Source organism: Pseudomonas sp. S2_F07 (assembly GCF_054668325.1).
In genome coordinates this window covers 3,678,679-3,700,804 of the sequence record NZ_CP162758.1, presented here as the reverse complement: position 1 = coordinate 3,700,804, position 22,126 = coordinate 3,678,679, and the positions used below count along the sequence as shown (strand labels likewise).

Genomic DNA, 22,126 nt, shown 5'->3' with positions numbered 1-22,126 from the left:
TGTATCAGTCGAAATGGATGTTGACTGACCTGGCCTCATCGCGAGCAAGCTCGCTCCCACAGAGGATTTCCCACAGGGGGATCTCAATCTGGCTGAGCGACTGTGAAGCCATTCTGTGACGTCGACTCGCGCCGAATCATCCGCTTCATCTTCCACTCAAACCCCAGCGTCAGGCTCACCGCCGCACACGCCAGCCCCAGCGCAAGGCCCCACCAGACGCCCGTTGGCCCCCAGTCCAGGTGGAACGCCATCCACCACGCCGCCGGTGCGCCAATCAGCCAATAGCAGCCCAGGCCGACGAGGAAGGTGGTCTTGGCATCCTTGAGCCCACGAATGCAGCCCATGGCAATGGTTTGCACGCCGTCGAACAGCTCGAACCATGCCGCCACCGCCAGCAGGCTCACGGCAAGGTTGATGACATCGCGAAACGCCGGGTCGTTGTGGTCGAGAAACAGGCCGACCAACTGATTTGGCAGTAGCCAGAAGACCATGGCGAAACACAGCATCGCCGCCGCCCCGAACGCAATGCCGACCCGCCCGGCCAGCCGTGCATCCAGCAATTGTCCGGCACCGTAGTGCTGGCCGATGCGCATGGTGATCGCATAAGAAATCCCCGCCGGGACCATGAACGCCACCGAGACGATTTGCAGGGCAATCTGATGCGCCCCCAACTGCGTGCTGCCCATGGTGCCCATGCACAGCGCGGCGAAGGCAAACAGCCCGACTTCCACCGCGTAGGTGCCGCCAATCGGTAGGCCCAGGCGCCACAGTTCCTTCAGGTACGGGCGGTTCAGCCGCGACAGACCCTGGCGTAGCGGATAGGCGTTGTAGGCCGGATGCCGACGAATGTGCCAGGCCAGCGCCAGCGCCATGAGATTGGCGACAATCGCAGTCACGAGCCCGATACCCATCAGCCCCGGTTTCGGCAGGCCGAACATGCCGGTGATCAACGCATAGTTGAGCAAAAAGTTGGCAACCGTCCCGCCCACGCTGATCACCATTACCGGTGTTGCGCGGCCGATGGCGCTGGTGAACCCGCGCAGGGCCATGAAGCTCAGATAGCCGGGCAGGGCGAACGGCAGGAAGATCAAAAATTGACCGGCCGCGTTGACGTTGGTTTCGGTCTGCCCGAACAGCAGCAAGACCGGTTTGAGGTTCCACAGCAGCAAACCGGCAACCAGCGCCATCAACCACGCCAGCCACAGCCCGGCCTGGGTCAGCCGGGTAGCCCCGACAATATCGCCAGCACCCTGACGGATCGCCACCAGAGTGCCGACTGCTGCAATCACGCCGATGCAGAAAATCGACACGAACGAATAGGTTGCCGCACCGAGCCCACCACCGGCCAATGCCTCGGGACTCAGGCGCGCCATCATCAGGGTGTCGGTGAGGACCATCAGCATGTGTGCCAACTGTGAGGCAATCAGCGGCCCCGCCAGCCGCAGGATGGCCCAGAGTTCAGTACGTGCTGGATGCTGCATGGTCATCACGCTCGATTATCAAAGGGAACAGGAAAGAACCGATTCTCGGCGCTTTGCGGGGTTTGCACAAAGGGATAAAAAGGATGGATGGCATGATTCAAACTCATGCTGGAGAGTTTCTGCTAGGGTGGGCGAACCCCGCAGTAGGAGCTTTCCCAATGTCCCGTCGTCTTCCTCCCTTGTATGCCCTGCGCGCATTCGAAGCGGCGGCGCGACACAGCTCGTTTACCCGTGCGGCCGAAGAACTGTCGATTACCCAAAGTGCGGTCAGCCGGCATATTCGTACGCTCGAAGAGCATTTTGCCTGCCGCTTGTTTCACCGCAGTGGCCGCAACCTGCAACTGACCGAGTCGGCCCGTTTGTTGTTGCCGGGTATTCGCGAAGGCTTCACCGCGCTTGAGCGGGCTTGCAATACCTTGCGCGCCGAAGACGACATCCTGCGCATGAAAGCTCCCTCGACCTTGACCATGCGCTGGTTGCTGGCGCGCCTCAGTCGCTTCCGTCATCTGCAGCCGGGCAACGAAGTGCAATTGACCAGTGCGTGGATGGACGTCGATTCGGTGGATTTCAACCATGAACCTTTCGACTGCGCCGTCATCCTCAGCAACGGGCATTTTCCACCGGACTGGGAAGCGACTTTCCTGTTCCCCGAGGAGTTGATTCCTGTGGGCGCGCCGAATCTTCTGAAGGATCAACCGTGGGACGTTGCGCGTCTGGCCAGTACTGAGCTGCTGCATCCGACCCCGGACCGCCGCGACTGGCGCAACTGGCTGGAGCGCATGGGGCTGGCCGATCAGGTGTCGCTCAAGGGCGGACAGGTGTTCGATACCCTGGAGCTGGGCATGATCGCCGCCGCGCGGGGCTATGGCGTGTCCATGGGCGATCTGCTGATGGTGGCGGAAGATGTAGCCCAGGGACGCTTGAGTTTGCCTTGGCCGACCGCCGTCGCCAGTGGTGAGAATTATTACCTGGTCTGGCCGAAAACCCGCCCCGGCGGCGAGCGTTTGCGTCGCCTCAGCGATTTCCTGCAAGGCGAGGTCCGGGCCATGGAGTTACCGGATGTCGAACGCCTTGGCTGAACCGATGGCATCGACTCAATTCCGTTTGCCCCCCCATCTACGTATCAATTGTCTTTCTTGGCATTTTCTCGACTTATGTTCTTGCTGAAACGTTTCATCAAGTTTATAAAAATGGCACAACTCCAACAAAGGCGATTGCCATGACCCCACTCAAACTCGTCGTTGCCCTTAGCGCACTGTCCGCTGCCTCCCAAGCACTAGCCTGGGATTACGTTCTGCTCGACACCGACAAAGCCGCCCAGAACTGGCAAGTCACCAGCCAGCAACTCGGCATAAAAACCGACAAACCTTTCAGCGTGACCCTGCGCACCTTGCACGGCGGTCGGCAGGAAGGCGTCAGCATCGTCGACATCGATAACGGCACGATGAAACTTTCGGTAGTTCCAACTCGTGGCATGAACGTCCTGCAGGCCTCGGTCGGTAACGTGCGCATGGGTTGGGATTCACCAGTCAAGGAAGTGGTCAATCCGTCCTTCATCGAGCTCAACGGCCGTGGTGGCCTGGGCTGGCTGGAAGGCTTCAATGAGCTGGTCACCCGCTGCGGTTACGAGTGGGTCGGCCACCCCGGCATCGACAACGGCGAACTGCTGACCCTGCACGGTCGCGCTGCCAATATCCCGGCCAACAAAGTCACCTTGCACATTGATGAAAAACCGCCGTACGCCATCAGCCTGCGCGGCGAGCTGAAAGAGCAGGCTTTCAAGAAAGTCGACTTCTCGGTCGCGACCGAACTCGTCACCGAGCCCGGCAGCGTAGCGTTCGCCCTCAACGACACCCTGACCAACAACGGCGACTATCCGAAGGAATACCAGGCGCTGTATCACAGTAACTTCAGCACCCCATTCCTGGAGCAGGGCGCCCGCTTCGCTGCGCCGGTGAAACAGGTGTCGCCGTTCAACGATAAAGCCAAAAGCGATTTGCCGGACTGGCAAACCTATCGCGGACCGACCAAGGACTACGACGAAACGGTTTACAACGTAGTGCCCTACGCCGATGCCAAGGGCGATACATTGACCGTCCTGCATAACAAGGCCGGCAGCCTGGGCGTCTCGGTTGGTTTCAACACTCAAACACTGCCCGTGTTCTCCCTGTGGAAAAACACCGATACCCAAGGGCAGGGCTATGTCACGGGACTGGAGCCAGGCACGAGTTTTTCCTACAACCGCCGGTATCAGCGGCCTCTGAACCTGGTGCCAATCATTGGGCCGAAGGAGCAGAAGCAGTTCCGCATCAGCTACGGCTTGCTGGCGGATAAGATCGCTGTGGATAAGGCGTTGAAGCAGGTCAGCGAGATTCAAGGTGGGCGGGATACTGAGGTGCGGCAGACGCCGTTGGTTGACCTTACCAAGGGTTGATTTTCGCCGTCTTTGCGAAAAGCCGCTTATTGGCCGAAAAAACGCTTACAAATTTGAGCTACTGGCTTGTTGGCCGATATTGCAGTGCTTCGGCCAAGTGCTCGCGTCTGATTTCATCGACTTGTTCAAGGTCCGCAAGAGTGCGCGCTACTTTGAGCAGTCGATGGGCCGCTCGCAGTGACAAGGTCAGTCGTTCACACGCCGTCTCCAGCCAGGTTTCGTCTGTTGTGGATAACTTGCAGTGTCTGCGCAGGCCCGGCAAGTCGAGAAAGGCATTGGCACAGCCTTGGCGCTTTTGTTGCCGTTCGCGTGCATCGGCAACCAACCCGGCGGCGGTGGCAGTGTCGTCGCCGGGTTTTAACGCAGGATTCAATGCCGTGGCTTCGCGAGCAACCGTCAGGTGCAGATCAATACGATCCAGCAGTGGCCCCGACAGTTTGTTGCGATAGCGCTGAACCATGTCCGGCGTACAGGAACAACGGCCACTCGGTTCGCCAAGATATCCACAGGGGCAGGGATTCATCGCGGCGACCAGTTGAAAGCGAGCCGGGAAGCGTACGCGGTCCTTGGCGCGGGAAATCACGATGTGGCCGGATTCGAGTGGCTCTCTCAACACCTCCAATACCTTGCGATCAAATTCCGGGAGTTCATCGAGGAACAGCACGCCATGGTGAGCGAGGGTGATTTCTCCCGGTTGCGGTTTTGAGCCACCGCCCACCAGTGCCGGTCCTGAGGCGGAGTGGTGTGGCTGTCGGAAGGGGCGCTGTGGCCAGTGGCTCAGTGGTACACAACTGGCGACGGATTGAATCGCTGCGACCTCCAGTGCTTCGCTCTCGGCCAAGGGTGGCAGCAGCCCTGGCAATCGGCTCGCCAATAGCGTCTTGCCTGTACCCGGTGGCCCGCTGAATAGCAGGTTGTGCGCACCCGCTGCCGCAATCAGCAGTGCGCGTTTGGCTGCCATTTGCCCCTGGACTTCATTCAAGTCGGGATAGGGTTTGCTGGCGTAGAGCAAACCATTGGAGGCGTAAGGCTCGATGGGCGTGTGCCCATTGAAATGTGCCACTGCCTGCAGCAGATGGTCCACTGCGATGACCTTCAACCCTGACGCCAGGCAGGCCTCTTCGGCATTCGCCTGCGGCACCATCAACCAGCGCCCGGCCTTGCGCGCCGCCAATGCCGCCGGCAGCACTCCACGGACCGGCCGCACTGCACCGGAAAGCGCCAGCTCCCCCAGGCACTCCACGTCATCCAGCGTCAGCGTCGGCACCTGCACGCTGGCCGAGAGAATCCCCAGGGCAATCGCCAGATCGAATCGCCCGCCATCCTTGGGCAAATCAGCGGGCGCCAGATTCAGCGTGATCCGACGCGCAGGAAACTGCAGCCCCGAATTGATGATCGCACTGCGCACCCGGTCTTTGCTTTCCTTCACTGCGGCTTCAGGTAGACCGACCATCGTCAACGACGGCAAGCCGTTGGCCAGATGAACTTCTACGGTAACGGCAGGCGCTTCCACGCCCACCTGGGCGCGGCTGTGGACGATGGAGAGGGACATGGTCGTTCCTTGAAATTACGGGGAGCCGCTTCCTGCGGTTTTTCAAGGGTAGTCAGGAGATGAGCATTTCGCGTGGTGTCAGGGAAGGTGAATTTTCGCAGGATGTTGCGAGCTATCGCCGGACGGGCGGGCAGCAAAAAACCGCCATTCAAGCGGTTCTTTGGTAAACAGTTTCAGACTCTTTTACCGGCAAGTAAGCCCGGAGGTTCAAGGTCTTTGCCGTGAGCCGCAGCGACATCAAGAAATCGTTGTTGATTGGCTGAAATCTTGCCGCCTAGCCGAAGTGCTTCAGCATGATATTGAATAATGAGTAAAAGCTTGGCTTTTCGCTTTCTTTGAATCATGGACACCTCCTGTGCCTTGGAGTGAGATCGATACTATTAATCGTCCAGGTAAATGACAAGTCGATTGTTCTGGTCGAAGCTGAATCCGAGGTTCTGGTAGTAGGGGACGACATTTGGGCCAGGATCCTGAATCTCTATTTCTTTGCACCCCAGCATTCGTGCATAGGTATCTGTAGCCAGCAGTGCCATCGGAGCGATCAAGCCACGAAGAGGATGAGACCTGTCTGGGTGACCCTGCAAAAGAATGATCTTTATGCAAATAGCGCTTTTACGCGGAGTGGCATAACACAGACCACATAGTTTCTGTTCGTACCAGATGGCCAAATCCAGTCCCTTGGCATCTTTGCACTTCCAGTTCGACACGCTTTCCCATGGGAAGAGTGCAGCTTCCAACCACGGGAGGCAGGCAGTAATCGCAGCTGGAGTTATTGGGTCGAACCTAACCGCCTCGGTGTTGAGTTTCCTGGCCCGAGATTTACAGTCCTTGACGAACATTTTATATGCGAGCTTTCGTGCATCTGATTTGTAAGTCTGGTTTCGAAGTTCGGTGCCTTTTCCTTTTCTTCTCATTGCTGGCGTCTATCGAGTAACAAGGCGAAAAGCGTAAAGAAAAGGGTGAGGACTGATAAATCAGGCCGGAGCGCCGCTTTTTGTAGGACCCTGCCGAGAAAGATGAAGGACGTCGGTGAAAGAGCGTGGATGGTCTTGCCGGATGAAGGTTGCTGCTTATGATCTCGCTGAATGCAGCCTTAGGAGGCGTGAATGAACAGGAATGGGATGCGCCCGATTCATCCTGGCGAAATTCTCAGTGAGGAGTTTTTGAAGCCACTGGGCGTTACAACCGATGCTCTGGCTCGCTCGTTGAACGACCCGGAGGCGGAAATAAGCGATGTTGTGAATCAGCGGAGCGGTGTCAGTGTTGGTCTGGCGCAAAAGCTATCCATCAACCTGAACACCACGCCCGAGTTCTGGCTGAATCTGCAATCGACCTACGAGTTGCGCTCGGCCCAGATCGAGCGTGGTTGAACGTTAAATATTCAAAGCGACTGCAAGACGAGTGAAGCCCGCTTCCACCACGGTTTTACCGGGCGTCTTGCCTGCTCCTGCTCTGTCATCATCTGCGGCACATCCTGCAACCGAATCCACGGCTGGTTGTTCCAGTGCAGCAGGCTCAACGACATTTCCGGCCAGTTGAGCAGGCTCAGTTGCGGGCGTTCGGTTGTGGTGGGGTATTGGGCATCTCGCAGGGCGGGAACAACTTCGTGGGTGAGCCATTCACGCAGAGCTCGGTACTCGGGGCAGTAGTGGTAGACCAGTAATGCGTAGACGCCGGATTCGCTGACCAGCAGGGTGTTTTCGATATGTCCGTGGATGAGGGTTTTGGCTGTTTGGTATTGGTCGGGGTCGAGTTTTCGGACTTGGCGGTCGTTGAGGTAGATGCGTAGCAGTCGCCCTAGGTCGCGGGCGCTGAACCAGGGTTGGTTTTGTATCAGGAGGGCGTGGAGGTGGAGTTTGTGGCGGGTGAAGACTTGCGGAATCAGGTAAGCATCATCTCGATTCATTGATACAGCTCCTTTTGCTTAAGGGCTGCCGGCAATTGTCGCCAAACAATTGGGTGGCAGTTGTACGCGGGTTGGCGAACCGGAGCAAAAGGAACCCGGCAGACCCGGAGATCTCCCACGCACAACCGCCATGACTTGCGTCGATGGTCGTCATGCTCCTTTAGCTTCCGGGTCGCCAAACCCAGTGCTGAACATTCAGCTGAGGGTGAGCTTAGGAACCGGAGATCTGCGGCGCAATCGGACGGCGGTGTGATGTTTGTAGGACGTTGCCGGGATTGTTGCGGGGCTTGCGATCAAAAGATCACAGCCTGCGGCAGCTCCTACAGGTGAAGTGCAAGGTCGTGCCGACCTTCAATCGCGAGCAGGCTCGCTCCCACAGGGGGACTGCATTTCACATCAGAATTTATTCAGTCGGCGGATTCAGCTTCGCTTCCAGCTCCGCCACCTTCGCCTCAAGGCTCTCCAGCCGAGCCCGCGTGCGTGCCAGCACGACCATCTGGCTATCGAATTCTTCCCGGCTCACCAGATCCAGTTTGCTGAAGCCGCTCTGCAGCAGCATTTTGAACTGGCTTTCGATTTCAGTTTTCGGCAGAGGCGTATCGCCGCTGAAGAGGCGGGAGGCGGTGCCGGTGAGGGCGTCGAGGAAGTCTTTTGGCGCGAGCATGGGCAATGTCCTGGAAACAATGACGGGCAGTGTATCACGCAGTGTCTATAGTCATTTGCGCGGGCAAGGGATGCACACTTTTCGCGCATTGGGACGGACGGTGCCGCACCGTTGTTGTGCGTAACCCGGCGAGTGTTGTTGCGATATGGCGGACATCTGCCGGCAAAAGATTGAAAACTATGGGTTTTGTGGAGATGGCAAGGTTTCTGCTTAGATGCTGGTGACCCATGCACTGATGCAGTCACTGTGACGAACGCAGTGCGCCAAGCGAAGCGGGGGAGTGTTTCGTGAGGAGCGTCGGACGGGCAGGTCAGGGCCGACGATGCGTTACAAAGCCAGGCACTGCGCTTAGACTTGAGTCGGGTTTGTTTTCCTGGGGCAAGTCCACCAATTCGGGAGAGAGTTTTCATGAAGCTAGTCACTGCCATCATCAAGCCGTTCAAGCTGGACGACGTACGCGAGTCGCTGTCCGAGATCGGCGTGCAGGGCATTACCGTCACTGAAGTCAAAGGCTTTGGTCGGCAGAAGGGTCACACCGAGCTGTATCGCGGCGCGGAATACGTGGTCGATTTCCTGCCCAAGGTGAAGATCGACGTCGCCATCGACGACAAGGATCTGGACCGGGTAATCGAGGCCATCACCAAGGCTGCCAACACCGGCAAGATCGGTGACGGCAAGATCTTCGTGGTCAATCTGGAACAGGCGATTCGCATCCGTACCGGCGAAACCGATACCGACGCAATCTAAGCCGCCACAAACCCAACGCCCCAGGAGAAAACAATATGACTCTGCGTAAATTCGCAGGGCTAGGAGCCCTGTTGTCCATCGTAATGCCCAGCCTTGCTCTGGCGGCAGACGAAGTGGCGGCCCCAGTCCTCAACTCCGGCGACACCGCCTGGATGATGACCTCGACGGCCTTGGTGCTGTTTATGACCATTCCCGGCCTCGCGCTGTTCTACGGCGGCATGGTTCGGTCGAAAAACATTCTTTCCGTGATGATGCAGTGCTTCGCCATTACCGGTCTGATCAGCGTCCTGTGGGTCATTTATGGCTACAGCATCGCGTTCGACACCACGGGCATGGAGCAAGGCGTCGTCAACTTCAACTCGTTCTTCGGCGGCATGGGCAAGGCATTCCTCGCCGGCATCACGCCAGCCAGCCTGACCGGCCCTGCGGCGCTGTTCCCTGAGGCGGTATTCGTCACCTTCCAGATGACCTTCGCGATCATCACCCCGGCGCTGATCGTCGGTGCGTTCGCCGAGCGGATGAAGTTCTCCGCGATGCTGGTGTTCATGGGCATCTGGTTCACCCTGGTGTATGCGCCGATCGCACACATGGTCTGGTCCGGCAACGGCGGCCTGATGTGGGACTGGGGCGTGCTCGATTTCGCCGGTGGCACAGTGGTGCACATCAACGCCGGTGTGGCTGGTCTGGTTGCCTGCCTGGTGCTGGGCAAGCGCAAGGGCTTCCCGACCACGCCGATGGCTCCGCACAACCTCGGTTACACCCTGATGGGCGCGGCCATGCTGTGGGTTGGCTGGTTCGGTTTCAACGCCGGTTCCGCCGCTGCGGCCAATGGCACCGCCGGCATGGCGATGCTGGTAACTCAGATTGCTACCGCCGCTGCCGCACTGGGCTGGATGTTTGCCGAGTGGCTCACCCACGGCAAGCCTAGCGCACTGGGCATCGCTTCGGGCGTGGTTGCCGGTCTGGTGGCAATCACCCCGGCTGCCGGCACTGTCGGCCCGATGGGCGCGCTGGTAATCGGTCTGGCGGCTGGCGTGGTGTGCTTCTTCTGCGCCACCACCCTCAAGCGCAAGCTCGGCTATGACGACTCCCTGGACGCCTTCGGTGTGCACGGTATCGGCGGTATCCTCGGCGCAATCCTGACCGGTGTGTTCGCTGCTCCGTCCCTGGGTGGCTTCGGCACCGTGACCGACATCGCCGCGCAAGTGTGGATTCAGTGCAAAGGCGTGGGCTTCACGGTGATCTACACCGCGATCGCTACATACATCATCCTCAAGGTGCTGGATGCGGTCATGGGCTTGCGTATCAACGAAGAAGAAGAGGCGGTCGGCATCGATCTGGCGCTTCACAACGAACGCGGCTACAACTTGTAAGCAAGCGCTAAAAAAACTGCCCGGCTTGCCGGGCATTTTTTTGTCTGGAATTTGTTGTTGAAGGCTGGGCTGAAAGGTTTTTTCCTACAGGTTTTACGATGTTTACGTCGGGTGTTTTTGTGCAGCCAAAGGCTTACAGGATTGAAGGAATATTAGGGCCTTTGTTTTTTCCCAGAGCGCGCTAGAATGCGCCCCGAACGTGCGGAGAACTGTATGTGGCAACAGACTCTGATTACCTTGCGGGCGAGGCCCCGGGGCTTTCATCTGGTAACGGACGAGTTACTCGCCGGCCTGCCTGAACTCAAGGCGTGTCGGGTCGGTCTGTTGCATTTGTTGCTGCAGCATACCTCGGCGTCGTTGACCATCAACGAGAACGCCGATCCGGCGGTACGTCGCGACTTCGAACGATTTTTCAATCGTCTGATCCCACAAGGAACAGACGGCTATGAGCATAACGACGAAGGCCTGGACGACCTCCCGGCGCACTTCAAGGCCAGCGTGCTTGGCTGTCAGCTCAGTTTGCCGATTTCGGCAGGCCAGCTGGCGTTGGGGACCTGGCAAGGCGTTTATCTGGGCGAGCACCGTGATCATGGCGGTGCCCGTAAAGTCCTCGCCACCGTACACGGTGAAGAGGCATAGCCGCTGGTCAGCAGCGGCTGTTGAATTTTTTCCTGCTGCCTTCGACAGAGGGCAAAGCTGGGCTATAACTAATCTGCTTTTCGCAAGTCATGAGGTAGAACATGAGCGACGATGATCTGGAAAACGACGACCTCGAAGTAGGCGACGACGACGAAACCGAAGAAGGTCTGGAAGCAGCGGCGGAAGACGTCGCTGAAGACGACGGCGGTGATGCGCCGGTTCCGGCTGCCAAAGGCAAGGCCAAGGCAGCGGTATCGGTCGATGAATTGCCAAGCGTCGAAGCCAAGAACAAGGAACGCGATGCTCTCGCGCGGGCCATGGAGGAGTTTTTGGCCAAGGGTGGCAAGGTGCAGGAAGTGGAGGCCAATGTGGTCGCCGATCCGCCCAAGAAACCGGACAACAAGTACGGCAGCCGGCCTATCTGAGCCTGCTACCCGCTTGCTGAAAAAGCCCGCCGTCGCTGCGGGCTTTTTCATGCCTGAAACAAAAATATGAAACCTGTGGTGATCCCTGTGGGAGCGGCGGTGCGGCGATCCCACATTGGTTCTGTGTCAGGCTGAGGCCTTGTTCCACCGCGCCAACAGCGCCGGCAAATCGGTCAGGCTGCGAATCTCCGCATCCGGCAACCGTTCGGCTTCCCAGACCTTGCCCGCCGGGTTGAACCAGATTGCCCGCATTCCCGCCTGCTGCGCACCGGCAATGTCATCGCCCGGATGATCGCCAATGTGCACCGCCGTTTCAGCGGTCGCGCCACCACGCTGCAAGGCCTCCTGAAACAGTCGCGCATCGGGTTTGGCGATGCCGATGTCTTCGGCGCACAACGCAAACTTGAAGTAATCCGCCAGGCCCAGCCGACGCACATCGGCGTTGCCATTGGTGATCACGCCGAGAGCGTAATGGTTGGCGAGAATTTCCAGGGTCGGTTCGACCTCTGGAAACACTTCGATCTGATGCCGGGCATGCAGGAACACTTCAAAGCTCTTGTCCGCCAGATCCGAGGCTTCTGCATGGGTGTAGCCAGACTCTTCGAGTGCATGGAACAGCACCCGCCGACGCAATGCGCTGATGCGGTGCTTGAGGCCAGGCTCGTTGCTCAACACGCGCTCACGAATGGTCCACAGATGCTCCACCGGCACCGCCCCAAGGTTGGGTGCGTACTCGGTCAGCCATTCACGCAAAACGGCTTCGGCGCTGACGATGACGGGGGCGGTGTCCCACAAGGTGTCGTCGAGGTCGAAGGTGATCAACTGAATGCTCATGAATCGTCGCCCTTAATGCGTTTGGCCCTTGGGTGGGCGTTGTCGTAGACCGTGGCCAGGTGCTGGAAGTCCAGGTGGGTGTAGATCTGCGTAGTCTTGATGTCCGAGTGGCCGAGCAGTTCCTGTACTGCGCGCAGGTCCTGGGAGGATTCCAGCAAATGGCTGGCGAAGGAGTGCCGCAACATGTGCGGGTGCAGGTTCTGCCCCAGTTCGCGCTCGCCGGCAGCCTTGACCCGCACCTGGATCGCCCGGGGGCCGAGGCGGCGGCCTTGCTGGCTGACAAACACCGCATCGTCTGCCGGGTTGGCCATCGCCCGCAGCGGCAACCATTGTTCCAGTGCTTCGCGAGCCTTTTTACCCACCGGCAACAGTCGGGTCTTGCTGCCCTTGCCGAGCACCTGGACCATGCCGTCGGCCAGGTCGAGCTGATCGAGATTGAGTCCGGTCAGCTCCGACAGGCGCAGCCCCGAGGAGTAGAACAGTTCCAGAATCGCCTGGTCCCGGCGTGCGAGAAAGTCGTCCTCCACACCACCTTCCAGCAGTTGCAGGGCGCGGTCGGTATCGAGGGTTTTCGGCAGGCGGCGTTCGCCTTTGGGCGGTGCGAGGCCATTGGCTGGATCGTGGTCGCACAGGCCTTCACGGTTCAGGTAGTGATAGAGCCCGCGAACGGCTGACAGCAATCGCGCCAGGCTACGGGACGATTGGCCTTGGGCATGCAGGCGGGCAACCAGGCTGCGCAGGCGCTGGATGTCCAGCGCCGTCCAGCTGCCGATGTTCTGTTTGATGCACCAGCCCAGCACTTTATCGAGGTCGCGGCGGTAGGCCGACAGCGTGTGTGGCGACACCTGCCGCTCACTGCGCAGGTGTTCGCAGTAAGCGTCCAGTTGTCGTTCCATGTTCAGCGTACCGAGCGCAGGGAGTTGTTGACCCGTGGCAGCACGCGACCCATGACTTCAGCGATGTAGCTCAGGAACAAGGTGCCCACCGAGCTTTTGTAGTGTTGCGGATCACGGCTGGCGATGGCCAGGATGCCGTGGATGCCTTGATGGCTGATGGCAACGACCGCGGTGGAGCCGATCTGCTTGCGCTGTTCTTCGCCGAACAGGAAGTCCAGCTCATGCTCGCGCAGGCTGCCACTGACACTTTTGTCTTCCGAGAGCAAACCGCCGATGGCCACCTGGGCTTCCGCGTGAGTGACCCAGCGGCCCACCGGCATGGCGTTGTCGCCGAGCAGGATGAGGCTGACGAAGGGCACCTGGAATTCCTGGCGCAGGCTGTCTTCGACGCACATCACTACATCTTCCAGGCTGGCTGCGTCCATCAGCGCCAGGATCAGGCGACGGGTCTTTTCGAACAATCGGTCGTTGTCCCGGGCCACGTCCATCAAATGCGACAGGCGATGACGCAGTTCAATGTTGCGGTCGCGCAGGATGGTCATCTGACGCTCCACCAGCGACACGGTATCACCGCGACGATGGGGAATACGCAGGGACGGGAGCAGCTCTTCGTGCTCGACGAAGAAGTCCGGATGAGCCTCCAGGTACGCGGCAATAGCCGCCGCCTCCAGGCTTTCGGACGGTGATTCGTCAGCTTGTCGCGCGGGTACCTGAGGCTTGTCGGTCATAGGTTTCGCTCACTCAAAGACGCACTTGTCCTTCATATACGCGCACTGCCGGGCCGGTCATCATCACCGGTTGGCCAGGGCCTGCCCACTCTATGGACAAGCGCCCGCCAGGCAGGTCGATCAATAGCGGCGAATCCATCCACCCCTGGCTGATCGCGGCCACTGCGGCGGCGCAGGCGCCGGTTCCGCAAGCCTGGGTTTCCCCGGCTCCACGCTCCCAGACTCGCAACTGCGCGCGGCTCCGGTCGATGACCTGGAGAAAACCGACATTGACCCGTGCCGGGAAGCGCGGGTGATGTTCGATTTTCGGCCCCAGTTCATGCACCGGCGCGTTGTTGATATCGCTGACCCGCAGCACGGCATGGGGGTTGCCCATGGACACGGCAGCCAGATCGACCGGGGTGCCGTCGACGTCGACCTGATAACTCGTGGCCTGCTCCGGTGCCTGGAACGGAATATCCGCCGGCACCAGGCGCGGGGCGCCCATGTTGACGCTGATCTGGCCATCGTTACGCACGTCGAGCTCGATGACGCCGCTTTTGGTCTCGACGCGAATCAGCCGCTTTGCGGTCAGGCGCTTGTCGAGCACGAAGCGGGCGAAACAGCGCGCACCGTTGCCGCATTGTTCCACTTCGGAACCGTCGGAGTTGAAGATCCGATAGCGGAAATCCACGTCCGGGTTGCTCGGCGCCTCGACGATCAGCAATTGGTCGAAACCGATGCCGGTGTGCCGGTCGCCCCATTGCTTGGCATGCTTGGGCAGGATGTGCGCGTGCTGGCTGACCAGGTCGAGGACCATGAAATCATTGCCCAGGCCGTGCATCTTGGTAAAACGCAGCAGCATGGTTTTACTCCGGCAGCAGGCTTTCGCCAGCAAACAACTCGGCTACCGTTTCACGGCGACGCACTTCAAATGCCTGATCACCGTCCACCAACACTTCTGCGGTACGGCCGCGGGTGTTGTAGTTGGAGCTCATGACAAACCCGTAGGCACCGGCCGAATGCACGGCCAGCAGGTCACCTTCTTCCAGCGCCAGCTGACGGTCCTTGGCCAGGAAGTCGCCGGTCTCGCAGATCGGGCCGACGATGTCGTAGGCGCGGGCAGCGGAGGTGCGCGGGCGCACGGCAGTGACGTCCATCCAGGCTTGGTACAGCGCCGGGCGGATCAGGTCGTTCATGGCCGCGTCGACGATGGCGAAGTCTTTGTGCTCGGTGTGCTTGAGGTATTCGACCTGGGTCAGCAATACACCGGCGTTGGCGACGATGAAGCGGCCCGGTTCGAACACCAGTGCCAGGTCACGGCCGTCGAGGCGCTCGCGCACGGCCTTGATGTAGTCGGCAGCCAGTGGCGGCTCCTCGTCCTTGTATCGCACGCCCAGGCCGCCACCGAGATCGATGTGGCGCAGGTAGATGCCGCAATCGCCAAGGCGGTCGACCAGGCCCAGCAGGCGGTCGAGAGCGTCGATGAACGGTGGCAGGGTGGTCAGTTGCGAGCCGATGTGGCAATCGACGCCGACCACTTCCAGGTTCGGCAGCTGCGCGGCACGCACGTACACATCTTCGGCGTCGGCGATGGCGATGCCGAACTTGTTCTCTTTGAGTCCGGTGGAGATGTACGGGTGGGTACCGGCATCGACGTCCGGGTTCACGCGCAGCGAAACCGGCGCGCGAACGCCCAGTTCGGCGGCGACCACTTGCAGGCGTTCCAGCTCGTCGGTGGATTCGACGTTGAAGCAGTGCACGCCGACTTCCAGGGCGCGACGCATGTCGTCACGGGTCTTGCCGACGCCGGAGAACACGATCTTGTCGGCGCTGCCGCCAGCGGCCAGTACACGTTCCAGTTCGCCACGGGAGACGATGTCGAAACCGGCGCCCAGGCGCGCCAGGACATTCAGTACGCCCAGGTTGGAGTTGGCCTTTACAGCAAAGCACACCAGGTGCGGCATGCCGGCCAGTGCATCGGCGTAAGCCAGGTATTGGGCTTCGATGTGCGCGCGCGAGTAAACGTAGGTCGGTGTACCAAAGCGTTCGGCGATGGCAGACAGGGCAACACCTTCCGCGAACAGTTCACCGTCACGGTAGTTAAAAGCGTCCATGAGGTTCCCTTATTATTGGTAGACGTCGTGCTTGTGTGCTTTGGAGGCAGGCTGCTGCTGCTGCGACGACTTGGCTTGCTCGACAGGGTCCTGGTCTTCATCGGGCAGGTACAGCGGGCCTTTTTGACCGCAGGCCGACACAAGGCAGGCAACCGCGAGGAGCGCAGCAAGGGAAGAGATCAGGCGCTTCATGGCGAAATCCTTGAAAATGCATTAATTGCGCCGGAGTATACCGGCCACCCGGCAGCTTGCCTATGCAACGGACCGCCCGTCCGGCGGGGCTTGGCCGCAAGCACATCGAACCCACGGGTAGGGCAACTGGTCGTTATCCTTTGCAATCGACGGGGCTCGGTCGTATCTTGCGGCGCTTGAGCCTGATCAGACACTTTTTGAGGTTGCCGTAATGAGTTTGTCCGAAGCGCGTTTCCATGACCTTGTCGATGCCACCCAGCAAACCCTGGAGGACATCTTTGACGAGAGCGACCTGGATATCGACCTCGAAAGCTCGGCCGGTGTGCTGACCGTCAAGTTCGAGAACGGCAGCCAGTTGATCTTCAGTCGCCAGGAGCCGCTGCGTCAGCTGTGGCTGGCGGCGGTTTCCGGTGGTTTTCACTTCGACTACGACGAAGAAAGCGAGCGCTGGATGTGCGACAAGAGCGAAGAGCAGTTGGGTGAAATGCTTGAGCGTATCGTCCAGCAGCAGGCCGGTGTCGAGCTCGATTTCGAAGGCCTGTGAGATCGTGACCCAGCCTGCGCCTGTTCGTGCTCCCAAGCCGCTCTACAGTAACGTCAGTCCGGCGGTGCCATCGCCCTGCAGCGGTGTGTGCCGGCTGGACGAGCAGAAAGTCTGCCTGGGCTGCTTCCGTCACGTCGAAGACATCCGCGAATGGCGTTCGGCCGATGACGAACGTCGGCGGGTGATTTGCGTGCAGGCTTCGAATCGCAAGGCTGGCGCTCTGTAGGAGCTGCCGAAGGCTGCGATCTTTTGGCAGCTCTGAAGATTGCCGAAGAACAAGATCAAGAGATCGCAGCCTGCGGCAGCTCCTACGCCGCCGTGTGGCGGCTTGTATATTTTTTGAGCTGTGATAGTGTCCAGAAACGCCTCAACCCATCGAGGCTGATGAAAACCCCGCCTTTTTCTGGCGGGGTTTTGCTTTTTTCGTGCAGAAGAAAGGAGTCTGCCCAGATCATGACCGCACCTTCCATCACCCTTACCCGTCTGGACGTACAGCGTCTGGAGCGTCTGATCGACAGCCTGGACGACACGCTGCCGGGCGTTATTGCGCTGCAAACCGAACTGGATCGCGCCGATACCCTGGTCGGCCACGATGAAGTGCCGGCGGATGTCGTGACCATGAATTCCCGAGTGCATTGCCGCGAAGAAGGCAGTGGCAAGGACTACCACCTGACCCTGGTGTACCCCAAGGATGCAAATGCCGACGAAGGCAAGGTCTCGATCCTGGCGCCCGTGGGCAGCGCGTTGCTGGGCCTGAAGGTTGGCCAGCACATCGATTGGCCGGCTCCGGGCGGCAAGACCCTGAAGCTGACGTTGCTGGAAGTCGAATCGCAGCCGGCCAATGGCGGCGCGTTCCCGGAGTGAGACCCCCTCAGGCCTGATCAAGCGCCTCGTTCAACGCGTGCTCCAGGTCTGCCTTGTAGCGCAGGTACAGATGGGTGGAACTCTGCCCTTCGCCCAGCAGGCCTGACAGGTCGAGATCGGTGATGTAGCAGCGGTAGCGTTCGGTTTCCCGGCGCTGCCCGACGATTTCCCGGGCGACCACGCGGAACAACTGGTCGCCATGTTCCAGCTCGGAAAACTCCCGTTGATTGCAATACAACGTCACCTGCACCTGACCCGGTGCGGCTTTGCCGACGATCGCCTGCACGTCGTAGAACGGCTTGTTCACCGGCGTCTGCGGTGCCGGCCGGGCTTCGATGCGGCGCGCCCGGCCAGGGCCTGACGGCAGCAGCTGGCAATACAGGGTGTCGAGGTTCAAGGGGTGGGCCGCGTCCATCGGCAACAGGGCATCGCGACGGTACTGGATCGATTGCAGGAAACGCTGCAGCGGCACCAGCAGGCTTTGCTCATCGTGCCAGGGCAGGCGTTGCTGCCACAGGGCGTTGAACTCATCGAGCACGTACAGATCAGCCTGATCTTCATTGACCCGGTAGAACACTTGAATGCAGTCCGGCTGGCCCGTTGGCAGGAACAGCGCGAGGTCGTGGTCTTCCAGTGCCTTCGGATCGAGGTGCAACGGACTGTAGCTCGTCATTTCCTTGCCCAGGTAATCGATCAGTGCCGGCAGAGTGGCCAGTGCTATGTGCTGGACCTGGCCCGGCACCAACTCCAGCACGTGGTAGTGCTGCTGGACCTGGATCAGGTAGCGATGATTGAGCCGGCTCAGCAGCAGGTTCTGCGCGGTATCGAGGATTTCCTCGACCCGTTGGGCAATGAACTGCGCGCGGTTATGGCAGAAGCAGCGCACCCTCAGCTTCGGCTGTTGTGATCCGGTTGGCAGGTTGTTGAGGTAGTCGCGGATGCAGTCGAGCAGGGCGTGGGGACCGTCGTAGCGACCGACCAGGACTTCGTTCCAGCTATTGAGCGTGACCTGGTCCAGGGTCAGCACCAGATTTTCCCGGACACCGGCGTAGCTCAGGGAGTCGGTGCGTTCGGTGGTCATGAGGATGTTCAGGTCGCGATGGTGCTTGAGCGGATCGATGCCGACATTCACCAGGATCAGCACTTCACTCGGTACGCTTGCGCGCAACAGAGGTTCCTCGGCGACGGTGGGCAAGGGCAGGGCGATGGTCTGTTGCAGGCTGCCAAGCAGATTGAACAGTTCGAATTCACTCAAGTTGCTGGTGCCGGGGTGCAAGGCCAGGCGGGTGCTGCTGTCGATCACGCCATTGCGGTGGCACCAGGTCAGCAGTTCGAGCAGGTGACGGCTGCGTTTGATCGGCGCGAAATGTTCCCACTCCAGTGCCGTCAGGCTGCCGTTGTACAAGCCCCACTGGCTTTGCCCCGGTTCTTTCTTGTTCGGTGCGTGCACCAGCGTCAGGGTGTCTTCAGCCAGATCCGGGGCGATGCCAGGGTTGATGAATTCGACTTTGCCGGCCTTGCGCTCGAAAGCGGCATACAGGCGACGGCCGAGGACGCTCAGGTCGCGTTTGTTGATACGGCTGACCGTTTGTTCGTGACGGGCAAACTGGGTGAGGAAGCGGTAGCTGTAGTTCAGCTCGTTGACCAGTGCCCGCCGTTCGGAGCCGACCTGGCGGACTTTCCACTGGCTGCGGCTGTCGAGCAGGGTCAGTTGCCGCTGGTCCCAGTGCCATTCATGGGCCAGGCGCTCGAGCAAAGAGCGCTGCCAGCTCTGGGTGCGGCTGTTGCCGGTGAGTTTGCGATTGACCTTCAGGTACAACGCGCGACGCACCAGTTCCAGGCGTTCCGGTTCGTTGCGGGCAATCAGGTATTCCTCGATGCGCCGGTACACCACGACGTATGGATCCAGCTCGTCGAGGTCGAGCCGGTTGGCGAACACCGCCTGCTTGAAGCGCAGGCTCAGGCAATGGACCCCGGGGTGTTCACTGGCATAAACCTCAGTCAGCAGCAGCTTGAGAACCGACTTGTAGGGCGACTCGATGCCCTTGAACAGCTGCCAGAGCCCGGCACCGATAAATTCGCCGGGAGGGATGTAGGCCAGGTTGCCGAGGTCGAGGGTTTCATCGGCACGGATGAAGCGTTTGGAGATCAAGGCATGGGTGTAGCGGTCGTAGCTCGACTCTTCGTAGACCGGCACCAGCCACCAGATCGGTGTGCGCCCGGCGAGCCAGATCGCGGTGCGGTAAAACTCGTCCAGCAACAGGTAGTGCTGGGTAGTGCCGCAATCCTCCGAGCTCAGTTGGGTATCACGCTCACCGCGGACGAAACGGCTCGGATCGATCAAGAAAAAATGCGCTTCGGCGCCCTGGCTGGCGGCCCAGGCTTCCAGCAACTGGCATTTCTTGCGCAGCTCGACGAGTTCGTTTTCGCTCAGGTCCGGCCCATGGCAGACCCACACATCCATGTCGCTCTGGTCAGCCTGCGCCAGGGTGCCGAGGCTGCCCATCAGGAACAGACCATGAATTGGTCTTGGCTGGTTGCTGCCGTGGCGCGGCTTATAGGAAAACGAGCGGGTCAGGCGCTGGGCTTCAGCGAGGACATTGGCATCCGGTTCGAAATTCGACATCCCGGCCGGCGTACCGCCCGAAACATAGCCGGGCAACAGCGGATGGTTAACGTGGAAAAACAGCGGCAGCAAGGTCAGAACCCCTTGCTGGCGGGTCGACAACCCTTCCATGGCGCGAGCCATGCGTCCTTCGTTGAGTTTCAGAAAGCGTGCGCGCAGCTGGCTGAGAACCTTGCGATCGATTCCCTCGTCCAGATCAGGGCGGATTTCGTGGGTGCGCGTCATGTCAGCTCAAACCGGCTCGCAGGGCTCGGACGTGGGGCTCTTCGGATGTGGGGCAGTTTAGCGCCTTGGGGCGAGGACTTTTAAGCTGATTTTGTTTTTCTGGCGTCAGATTTCTAACGATTGGGGGCAGGCATCAGGGGAATGTGCCCGCGGAAATCCCTGGGTCGGGGTCTCCGTGGGCGATGCGGCAGAATTCAGGCTGTTACTTCGGCGTTAAGAATGGTCAGCACGGATTGCACATTTTGCGCGGCGTCACGACCCAGGCTGGTCAGGTAACCGCCGTCAGGTTGGTCGGTCAGTTCTTTTTCAAAGAGGCGTTTGGCGGCGGCAATGTGTTTCGGGGCAGCGGTCTGATGAATTTTCAGACCTTCCTGGGAACTGTCCAGGTTGAAGAGTGCGAGGACTTCCAGTTCGGCAACCAACTCAGGGGTAAGCGACATAAGGACTCCAGACTTTCTAGGAATTGGACGACAGCGCCCCTAAGGTGATCCCACTTGCGCGGCATGTCCAGTGCTCGCGACAGGGTTTTTTGCCTCGGGTAGCCTTCCCCCGGCGGATGGTGGGGCAGCGGGGTGTTTCCAGTGTAGTCAGGTGTCGGGAGACGGCAGGCAGGATTGGCAACAAAATGTGTGTAGCTTGCTTTCCTGTGGCGAGGGAGCTTGTCGGATCGCCGCACCGTCCCGCTCGGCTGCGAAGCAGTCGCAAAGCTTTTGGGGCCGCTTCGCGACCCAGCGGAAGCAAGCTCCCTCGCCACAAGAATCGATTTCGATGCTTACTGCTTTTCCGGCGGCAACTCAGGCAAGGCGCGCAGGGCAGCTTCGTACCATTCGGTGTTGAACGCGCGGTCTTCTTCGAGGATCGCGTCGATTTCTACCGCCAAAACGTGAGCCATCAGGTTGAGAATTTCTTCGCGTTCGTAACCCACCAGTGTCAGCTTGTTGAACGTCGCCTTGGCAGCCGGCGGGTTGTCGCTTTCGATCTGGTTTTCGATGGCCTGGATCAGGGTGCTTTCGGCGAACTCTTCTTCGTCGTTGTCGATATCGGTTGGCTCGCTCATGGCAGGCTCCTAAGGGAAAGGCGGCCAGTTTACCCGCATTCAGCGGCGTGATGCTGCTGGCAAGAATCCCGGCAGCGTTCTATAAACAGGCACTGCCCACCCCGCACGGCCTGGAGGCTATGTGATGTTTAAACTTTATGGATTTTGTGTCAGCAACTACTACAACATGGTCAAACTGGCGTTGCTGGAAAAAGGCCTGCCATTCGAGGAGGTCATGTTCGTCCCGACCCAGACCCCGGAGTCATTGGCGATCAGCCCGCGGGGCAAGGTCCCGGTGCTGGGTGTCGAGCAGGGCTACATCAACGAAACCAGCGTGATTCTCGAGTACATCGAACAAGCCCAAAAGGGCAAGCCACTGCTGCCGAATGAGCCGTTCGAGCGCGCGCAGGTGCTGGCGTTAGCCAAGGAAATCGAGCTGTACATCGAACTGCCGGCGCGTGCCTGCTTCCCGGAAGCATTTTTTGGCATGACGGTGTCGGAGGCGATCAAGGAAAAGAGCAAGGCTGAGTTGCTACTGGGGTTTGCCTCCCTGGCCAGGCACGGCAAATTCGCCCCTTATGTGGCTGGAGAAAGCTTGAGCATTGCCGATCTGTACTTCCAGTACAGCGTGTCATTGGCCAGTGCGGTCGGGCAGAAGGTGTTCGGGATTGATCTGCTGGCAGAAATGCCGGCGGCCAGGGCGTTGCTGGAACGTCTGGGACAGAACCCCAACGTTCAGCGAATTGCGGCGGACAGAGAGGCGGCGATGCCGGCGTTCATGGCGATGATCGCTGCCAAGAAGTAATTCTGTGGGGTTTTGAAGTCAGGCATCGTCGGAACGCCGCCCGGAGCCGGCTCGCTCCC

Annotated in this window: 26 protein-coding genes; 11 read left to right on the top strand and 15 right to left on the bottom strand. The window is 59.7% G+C overall.

Translation table 11 applies throughout. The features are described from left to right. Positions 1 to 83 precede the first annotated feature (83 nt). The gene (locus tag AB4O40_RS16810) at positions 84 to 1,481 is read right to left on the bottom strand and encodes a NorM family multidrug efflux MATE transporter (RefSeq protein WP_056726672.1); all 1,398 of its coding nucleotides are present in this window, start codon (positions 1,479 to 1,481) and stop codon (positions 84 to 86) included. A gap of 158 nt (positions 1,482 to 1,639) precedes the next feature. On the opposite strand from AB4O40_RS16810, the gene AB4O40_RS16805 reads away from it, so the two are divergent. Together AB4O40_RS16805 and AB4O40_RS16800 are read left to right on the top strand one after the other, a co-directional pair. Beyond that, positions 1,640 to 2,560, top strand: coding sequence for a LysR substrate-binding domain-containing protein (locus tag AB4O40_RS16805; RefSeq protein ID WP_056726345.1), 921 nt, complete (start codon positions 1,640 to 1,642; stop codon positions 2,558 to 2,560). Between the two features lie 140 nt (positions 2,561 to 2,700). Further along, on the top strand, positions 2,701 to 3,915 hold the full coding sequence (locus AB4O40_RS16800; protein WP_460053816.1) for an aldose 1-epimerase family protein: 1,215 nt from the start codon (positions 2,701 to 2,703) through the stop codon (positions 3,913 to 3,915). A gap of 58 nt (positions 3,916 to 3,973) precedes the next feature. On the opposite strand, the gene AB4O40_RS16795 is transcribed toward AB4O40_RS16800, so the two are convergent. From AB4O40_RS16795 to AB4O40_RS16785, 3 genes are all read right to left on the bottom strand, one after another. Next, positions 3,974 to 5,467 carry a YifB family Mg chelatase-like AAA ATPase gene (locus AB4O40_RS16795; protein WP_056726347.1) on the bottom strand — a complete coding sequence of 498 codons (1,494 nt, stop codon included), beginning with the start codon at positions 5,465 to 5,467 and terminating at the stop codon, positions 3,974 to 3,976. A 173-nt stretch (positions 5,468 to 5,640) separates the two neighbouring features. After that, complete coding sequence (locus AB4O40_RS16790) at positions 5,641 to 5,811, bottom strand: hypothetical protein (protein WP_177336484.1); 171 nt, start codon at positions 5,809 to 5,811, stop codon at positions 5,641 to 5,643. Positions 5,812 to 5,847: 36 nt separating this feature from the next. Next, positions 5,848 to 6,381, bottom strand: a complete 534-nt coding sequence (locus AB4O40_RS16785; protein WP_056726348.1) for a hypothetical protein — start codon at positions 6,379 to 6,381, stop codon at positions 5,848 to 5,850. 192 nt (positions 6,382 to 6,573) lie between these two features. Here AB4O40_RS16785 and AB4O40_RS16780 point away from each other — a divergent pair, with 192 nt between their 5' ends. Further along, complete coding sequence (locus tag AB4O40_RS16780) at positions 6,574 to 6,837, top strand: HigA family addiction module antitoxin (protein ID WP_056726349.1); 264 nt, start codon at positions 6,574 to 6,576, stop codon at positions 6,835 to 6,837. A gap of 11 nt (positions 6,838 to 6,848) precedes the next feature. Here AB4O40_RS16780 and AB4O40_RS16775 read toward each other — a convergent pair whose 3' ends face one another. Both AB4O40_RS16775 and AB4O40_RS16770 read right to left on the bottom strand, forming a co-directional pair. Then, positions 6,849 to 7,373 carry a BRO-N domain-containing protein gene (locus AB4O40_RS16775; protein ID WP_056726350.1) on the bottom strand — a complete coding sequence of 175 codons (525 nt, stop codon included), beginning with the start codon at positions 7,371 to 7,373 and terminating at the stop codon, positions 6,849 to 6,851. A gap of 403 nt (positions 7,374 to 7,776) precedes the next feature. Then, positions 7,777 to 8,037 carry an accessory factor UbiK family protein gene (locus AB4O40_RS16770; protein ID WP_460053818.1) on the bottom strand — a complete coding sequence of 87 codons (261 nt, stop codon included), beginning with the start codon at positions 8,035 to 8,037 and terminating at the stop codon, positions 7,777 to 7,779. 408 nt (positions 8,038 to 8,445) lie between these two features. On the opposite strand from AB4O40_RS16770, the gene glnK reads away from it, so the two are divergent. The 4 genes from glnK (at position 8,446) to sutA (ending at position 11,221) form a co-directional block, all read left to right on the top strand. Next, positions 8,446 to 8,784 (top strand): P-II family nitrogen regulator, encoded by a 339-nt coding sequence (glnK, locus tag AB4O40_RS16765; protein WP_002555808.1) that lies wholly within the window; start codon positions 8,446 to 8,448, stop codon positions 8,782 to 8,784. A gap of 35 nt (positions 8,785 to 8,819) precedes the next feature. Then, positions 8,820 to 10,157, top strand: a complete 1,338-nt coding sequence (locus AB4O40_RS16760) for an ammonium transporter (RefSeq protein ID WP_056726351.1) — start codon at positions 8,820 to 8,822, stop codon at positions 10,155 to 10,157. A gap of 213 nt (positions 10,158 to 10,370) precedes the next feature. Continuing rightward, on the top strand, positions 10,371 to 10,796 hold the full coding sequence (locus AB4O40_RS16755) for a secondary thiamine-phosphate synthase enzyme YjbQ (protein WP_056726352.1): 426 nt from the start codon (positions 10,371 to 10,373) through the stop codon (positions 10,794 to 10,796). A 101-nt stretch (positions 10,797 to 10,897) separates the two neighbouring features. Next, positions 10,898 to 11,221 (top strand): transcriptional regulator SutA, encoded by a 324-nt coding sequence (sutA, locus tag AB4O40_RS16750; protein ID WP_046038997.1) that lies wholly within the window; start codon positions 10,898 to 10,900, stop codon positions 11,219 to 11,221. A gap of 126 nt (positions 11,222 to 11,347) precedes the next feature. Here sutA and AB4O40_RS16745 read toward each other — a convergent pair whose 3' ends face one another. From AB4O40_RS16745 to lptM, 6 genes are read right to left on the bottom strand one after another with little or no spacing between them, the layout of a single operon-like run. Beyond that, positions 11,348 to 12,055, bottom strand: coding sequence for an HAD family hydrolase (locus tag AB4O40_RS16745; RefSeq protein WP_056726354.1), 708 nt, complete (start codon positions 12,053 to 12,055; stop codon positions 11,348 to 11,350). Further along, complete coding sequence (gene xerC, locus AB4O40_RS16740; protein WP_056726355.1) at positions 12,052 to 12,951, bottom strand: tyrosine recombinase XerC; 900 nt, start codon at positions 12,949 to 12,951, stop codon at positions 12,052 to 12,054. The genes AB4O40_RS16745 and xerC overlap by 4 nt, the downstream gene beginning before the upstream one ends. A 2-nt stretch (positions 12,952 to 12,953) precedes the next feature. Next, positions 12,954 to 13,679, bottom strand: a complete 726-nt coding sequence (locus AB4O40_RS16735) for a DUF484 family protein (RefSeq protein ID WP_056726356.1) — start codon at positions 13,677 to 13,679, stop codon at positions 12,954 to 12,956. Between the two features lie 13 nt (positions 13,680 to 13,692). Then, positions 13,693 to 14,523, bottom strand: a complete 831-nt coding sequence (dapF, locus tag AB4O40_RS16730; protein ID WP_056726357.1) for a diaminopimelate epimerase — start codon at positions 14,521 to 14,523, stop codon at positions 13,693 to 13,695. A gap of 4 nt (positions 14,524 to 14,527) precedes the next feature. Beyond that, entirely contained in the window at positions 14,528 to 15,775 is a 1,248-nt protein-coding gene (gene lysA / locus AB4O40_RS16725) for a diaminopimelate decarboxylase (RefSeq protein WP_414913530.1), read from the bottom strand. Between the two features lie 12 nt (positions 15,776 to 15,787). Continuing rightward, positions 15,788 to 15,967: an LPS translocon maturation chaperone LptM gene (gene lptM, locus AB4O40_RS16720; RefSeq protein ID WP_460053821.1), complete on the bottom strand. Its 180-nt coding sequence runs from the start codon at positions 15,965 to 15,967 to the stop codon at positions 15,788 to 15,790. Between the two features lie 211 nt (positions 15,968 to 16,178). Here lptM and cyaY point away from each other — a divergent pair, with 211 nt between their 5' ends. The 3 genes from cyaY to rnk all read left to right on the top strand — a co-directional run bounded on the left by cyaY (position 16,179) and on the right by rnk (position 17,375). Continuing rightward, on the top strand, positions 16,179 to 16,511 hold the full coding sequence (cyaY, locus tag AB4O40_RS16715) for an iron donor protein CyaY (protein ID WP_008050853.1): 333 nt from the start codon (positions 16,179 to 16,181) through the stop codon (positions 16,509 to 16,511). Positions 16,512 to 16,515: 4 nt separating this feature from the next. Continuing rightward, complete coding sequence (locus tag AB4O40_RS16710; protein WP_056726673.1) at positions 16,516 to 16,737, top strand: DUF1289 domain-containing protein; 222 nt, start codon at positions 16,516 to 16,518, stop codon at positions 16,735 to 16,737. Positions 16,738 to 16,964: 227 nt separating this feature from the next. Further along, positions 16,965 to 17,375 (top strand): nucleoside diphosphate kinase regulator, encoded by a 411-nt coding sequence (gene rnk / locus AB4O40_RS16705; RefSeq protein WP_008050852.1) that lies wholly within the window; start codon positions 16,965 to 16,967, stop codon positions 17,373 to 17,375. Between the two features lie 7 nt (positions 17,376 to 17,382). Here rnk and AB4O40_RS16700 read toward each other — a convergent pair whose 3' ends face one another. The 3 genes from AB4O40_RS16700 to AB4O40_RS16690 all read right to left on the bottom strand — a co-directional run bounded on the left by AB4O40_RS16700 (position 17,383) and on the right by AB4O40_RS16690 (position 21,283). Beyond that, the gene (locus tag AB4O40_RS16700) at positions 17,383 to 20,226 is read right to left on the bottom strand and encodes a class I adenylate cyclase (protein WP_460154724.1); all 2,844 of its coding nucleotides are present in this window, start codon (positions 20,224 to 20,226) and stop codon (positions 17,383 to 17,385) included. Between the two features lie 194 nt (positions 20,227 to 20,420). Continuing rightward, on the bottom strand, positions 20,421 to 20,666 hold the full coding sequence (locus AB4O40_RS16695) for a TIGR02647 family protein (RefSeq protein WP_007980796.1): 246 nt from the start codon (positions 20,664 to 20,666) through the stop codon (positions 20,421 to 20,423). Positions 20,667 to 20,998: 332 nt separating this feature from the next. Then, positions 20,999 to 21,283, bottom strand: a complete 285-nt coding sequence (locus AB4O40_RS16690; protein ID WP_046039010.1) for a hypothetical protein — start codon at positions 21,281 to 21,283, stop codon at positions 20,999 to 21,001. Positions 21,284 to 21,407: 124 nt separating this feature from the next. Here AB4O40_RS16690 and AB4O40_RS16685 point away from each other — a divergent pair, with 124 nt between their 5' ends. After that, positions 21,408 to 22,067, top strand: coding sequence for a glutathione S-transferase family protein (locus AB4O40_RS16685; protein ID WP_056726361.1), 660 nt, complete (start codon positions 21,408 to 21,410; stop codon positions 22,065 to 22,067). The last annotated feature ends 59 nt before the right edge of the window (positions 22,068 to 22,126 follow it).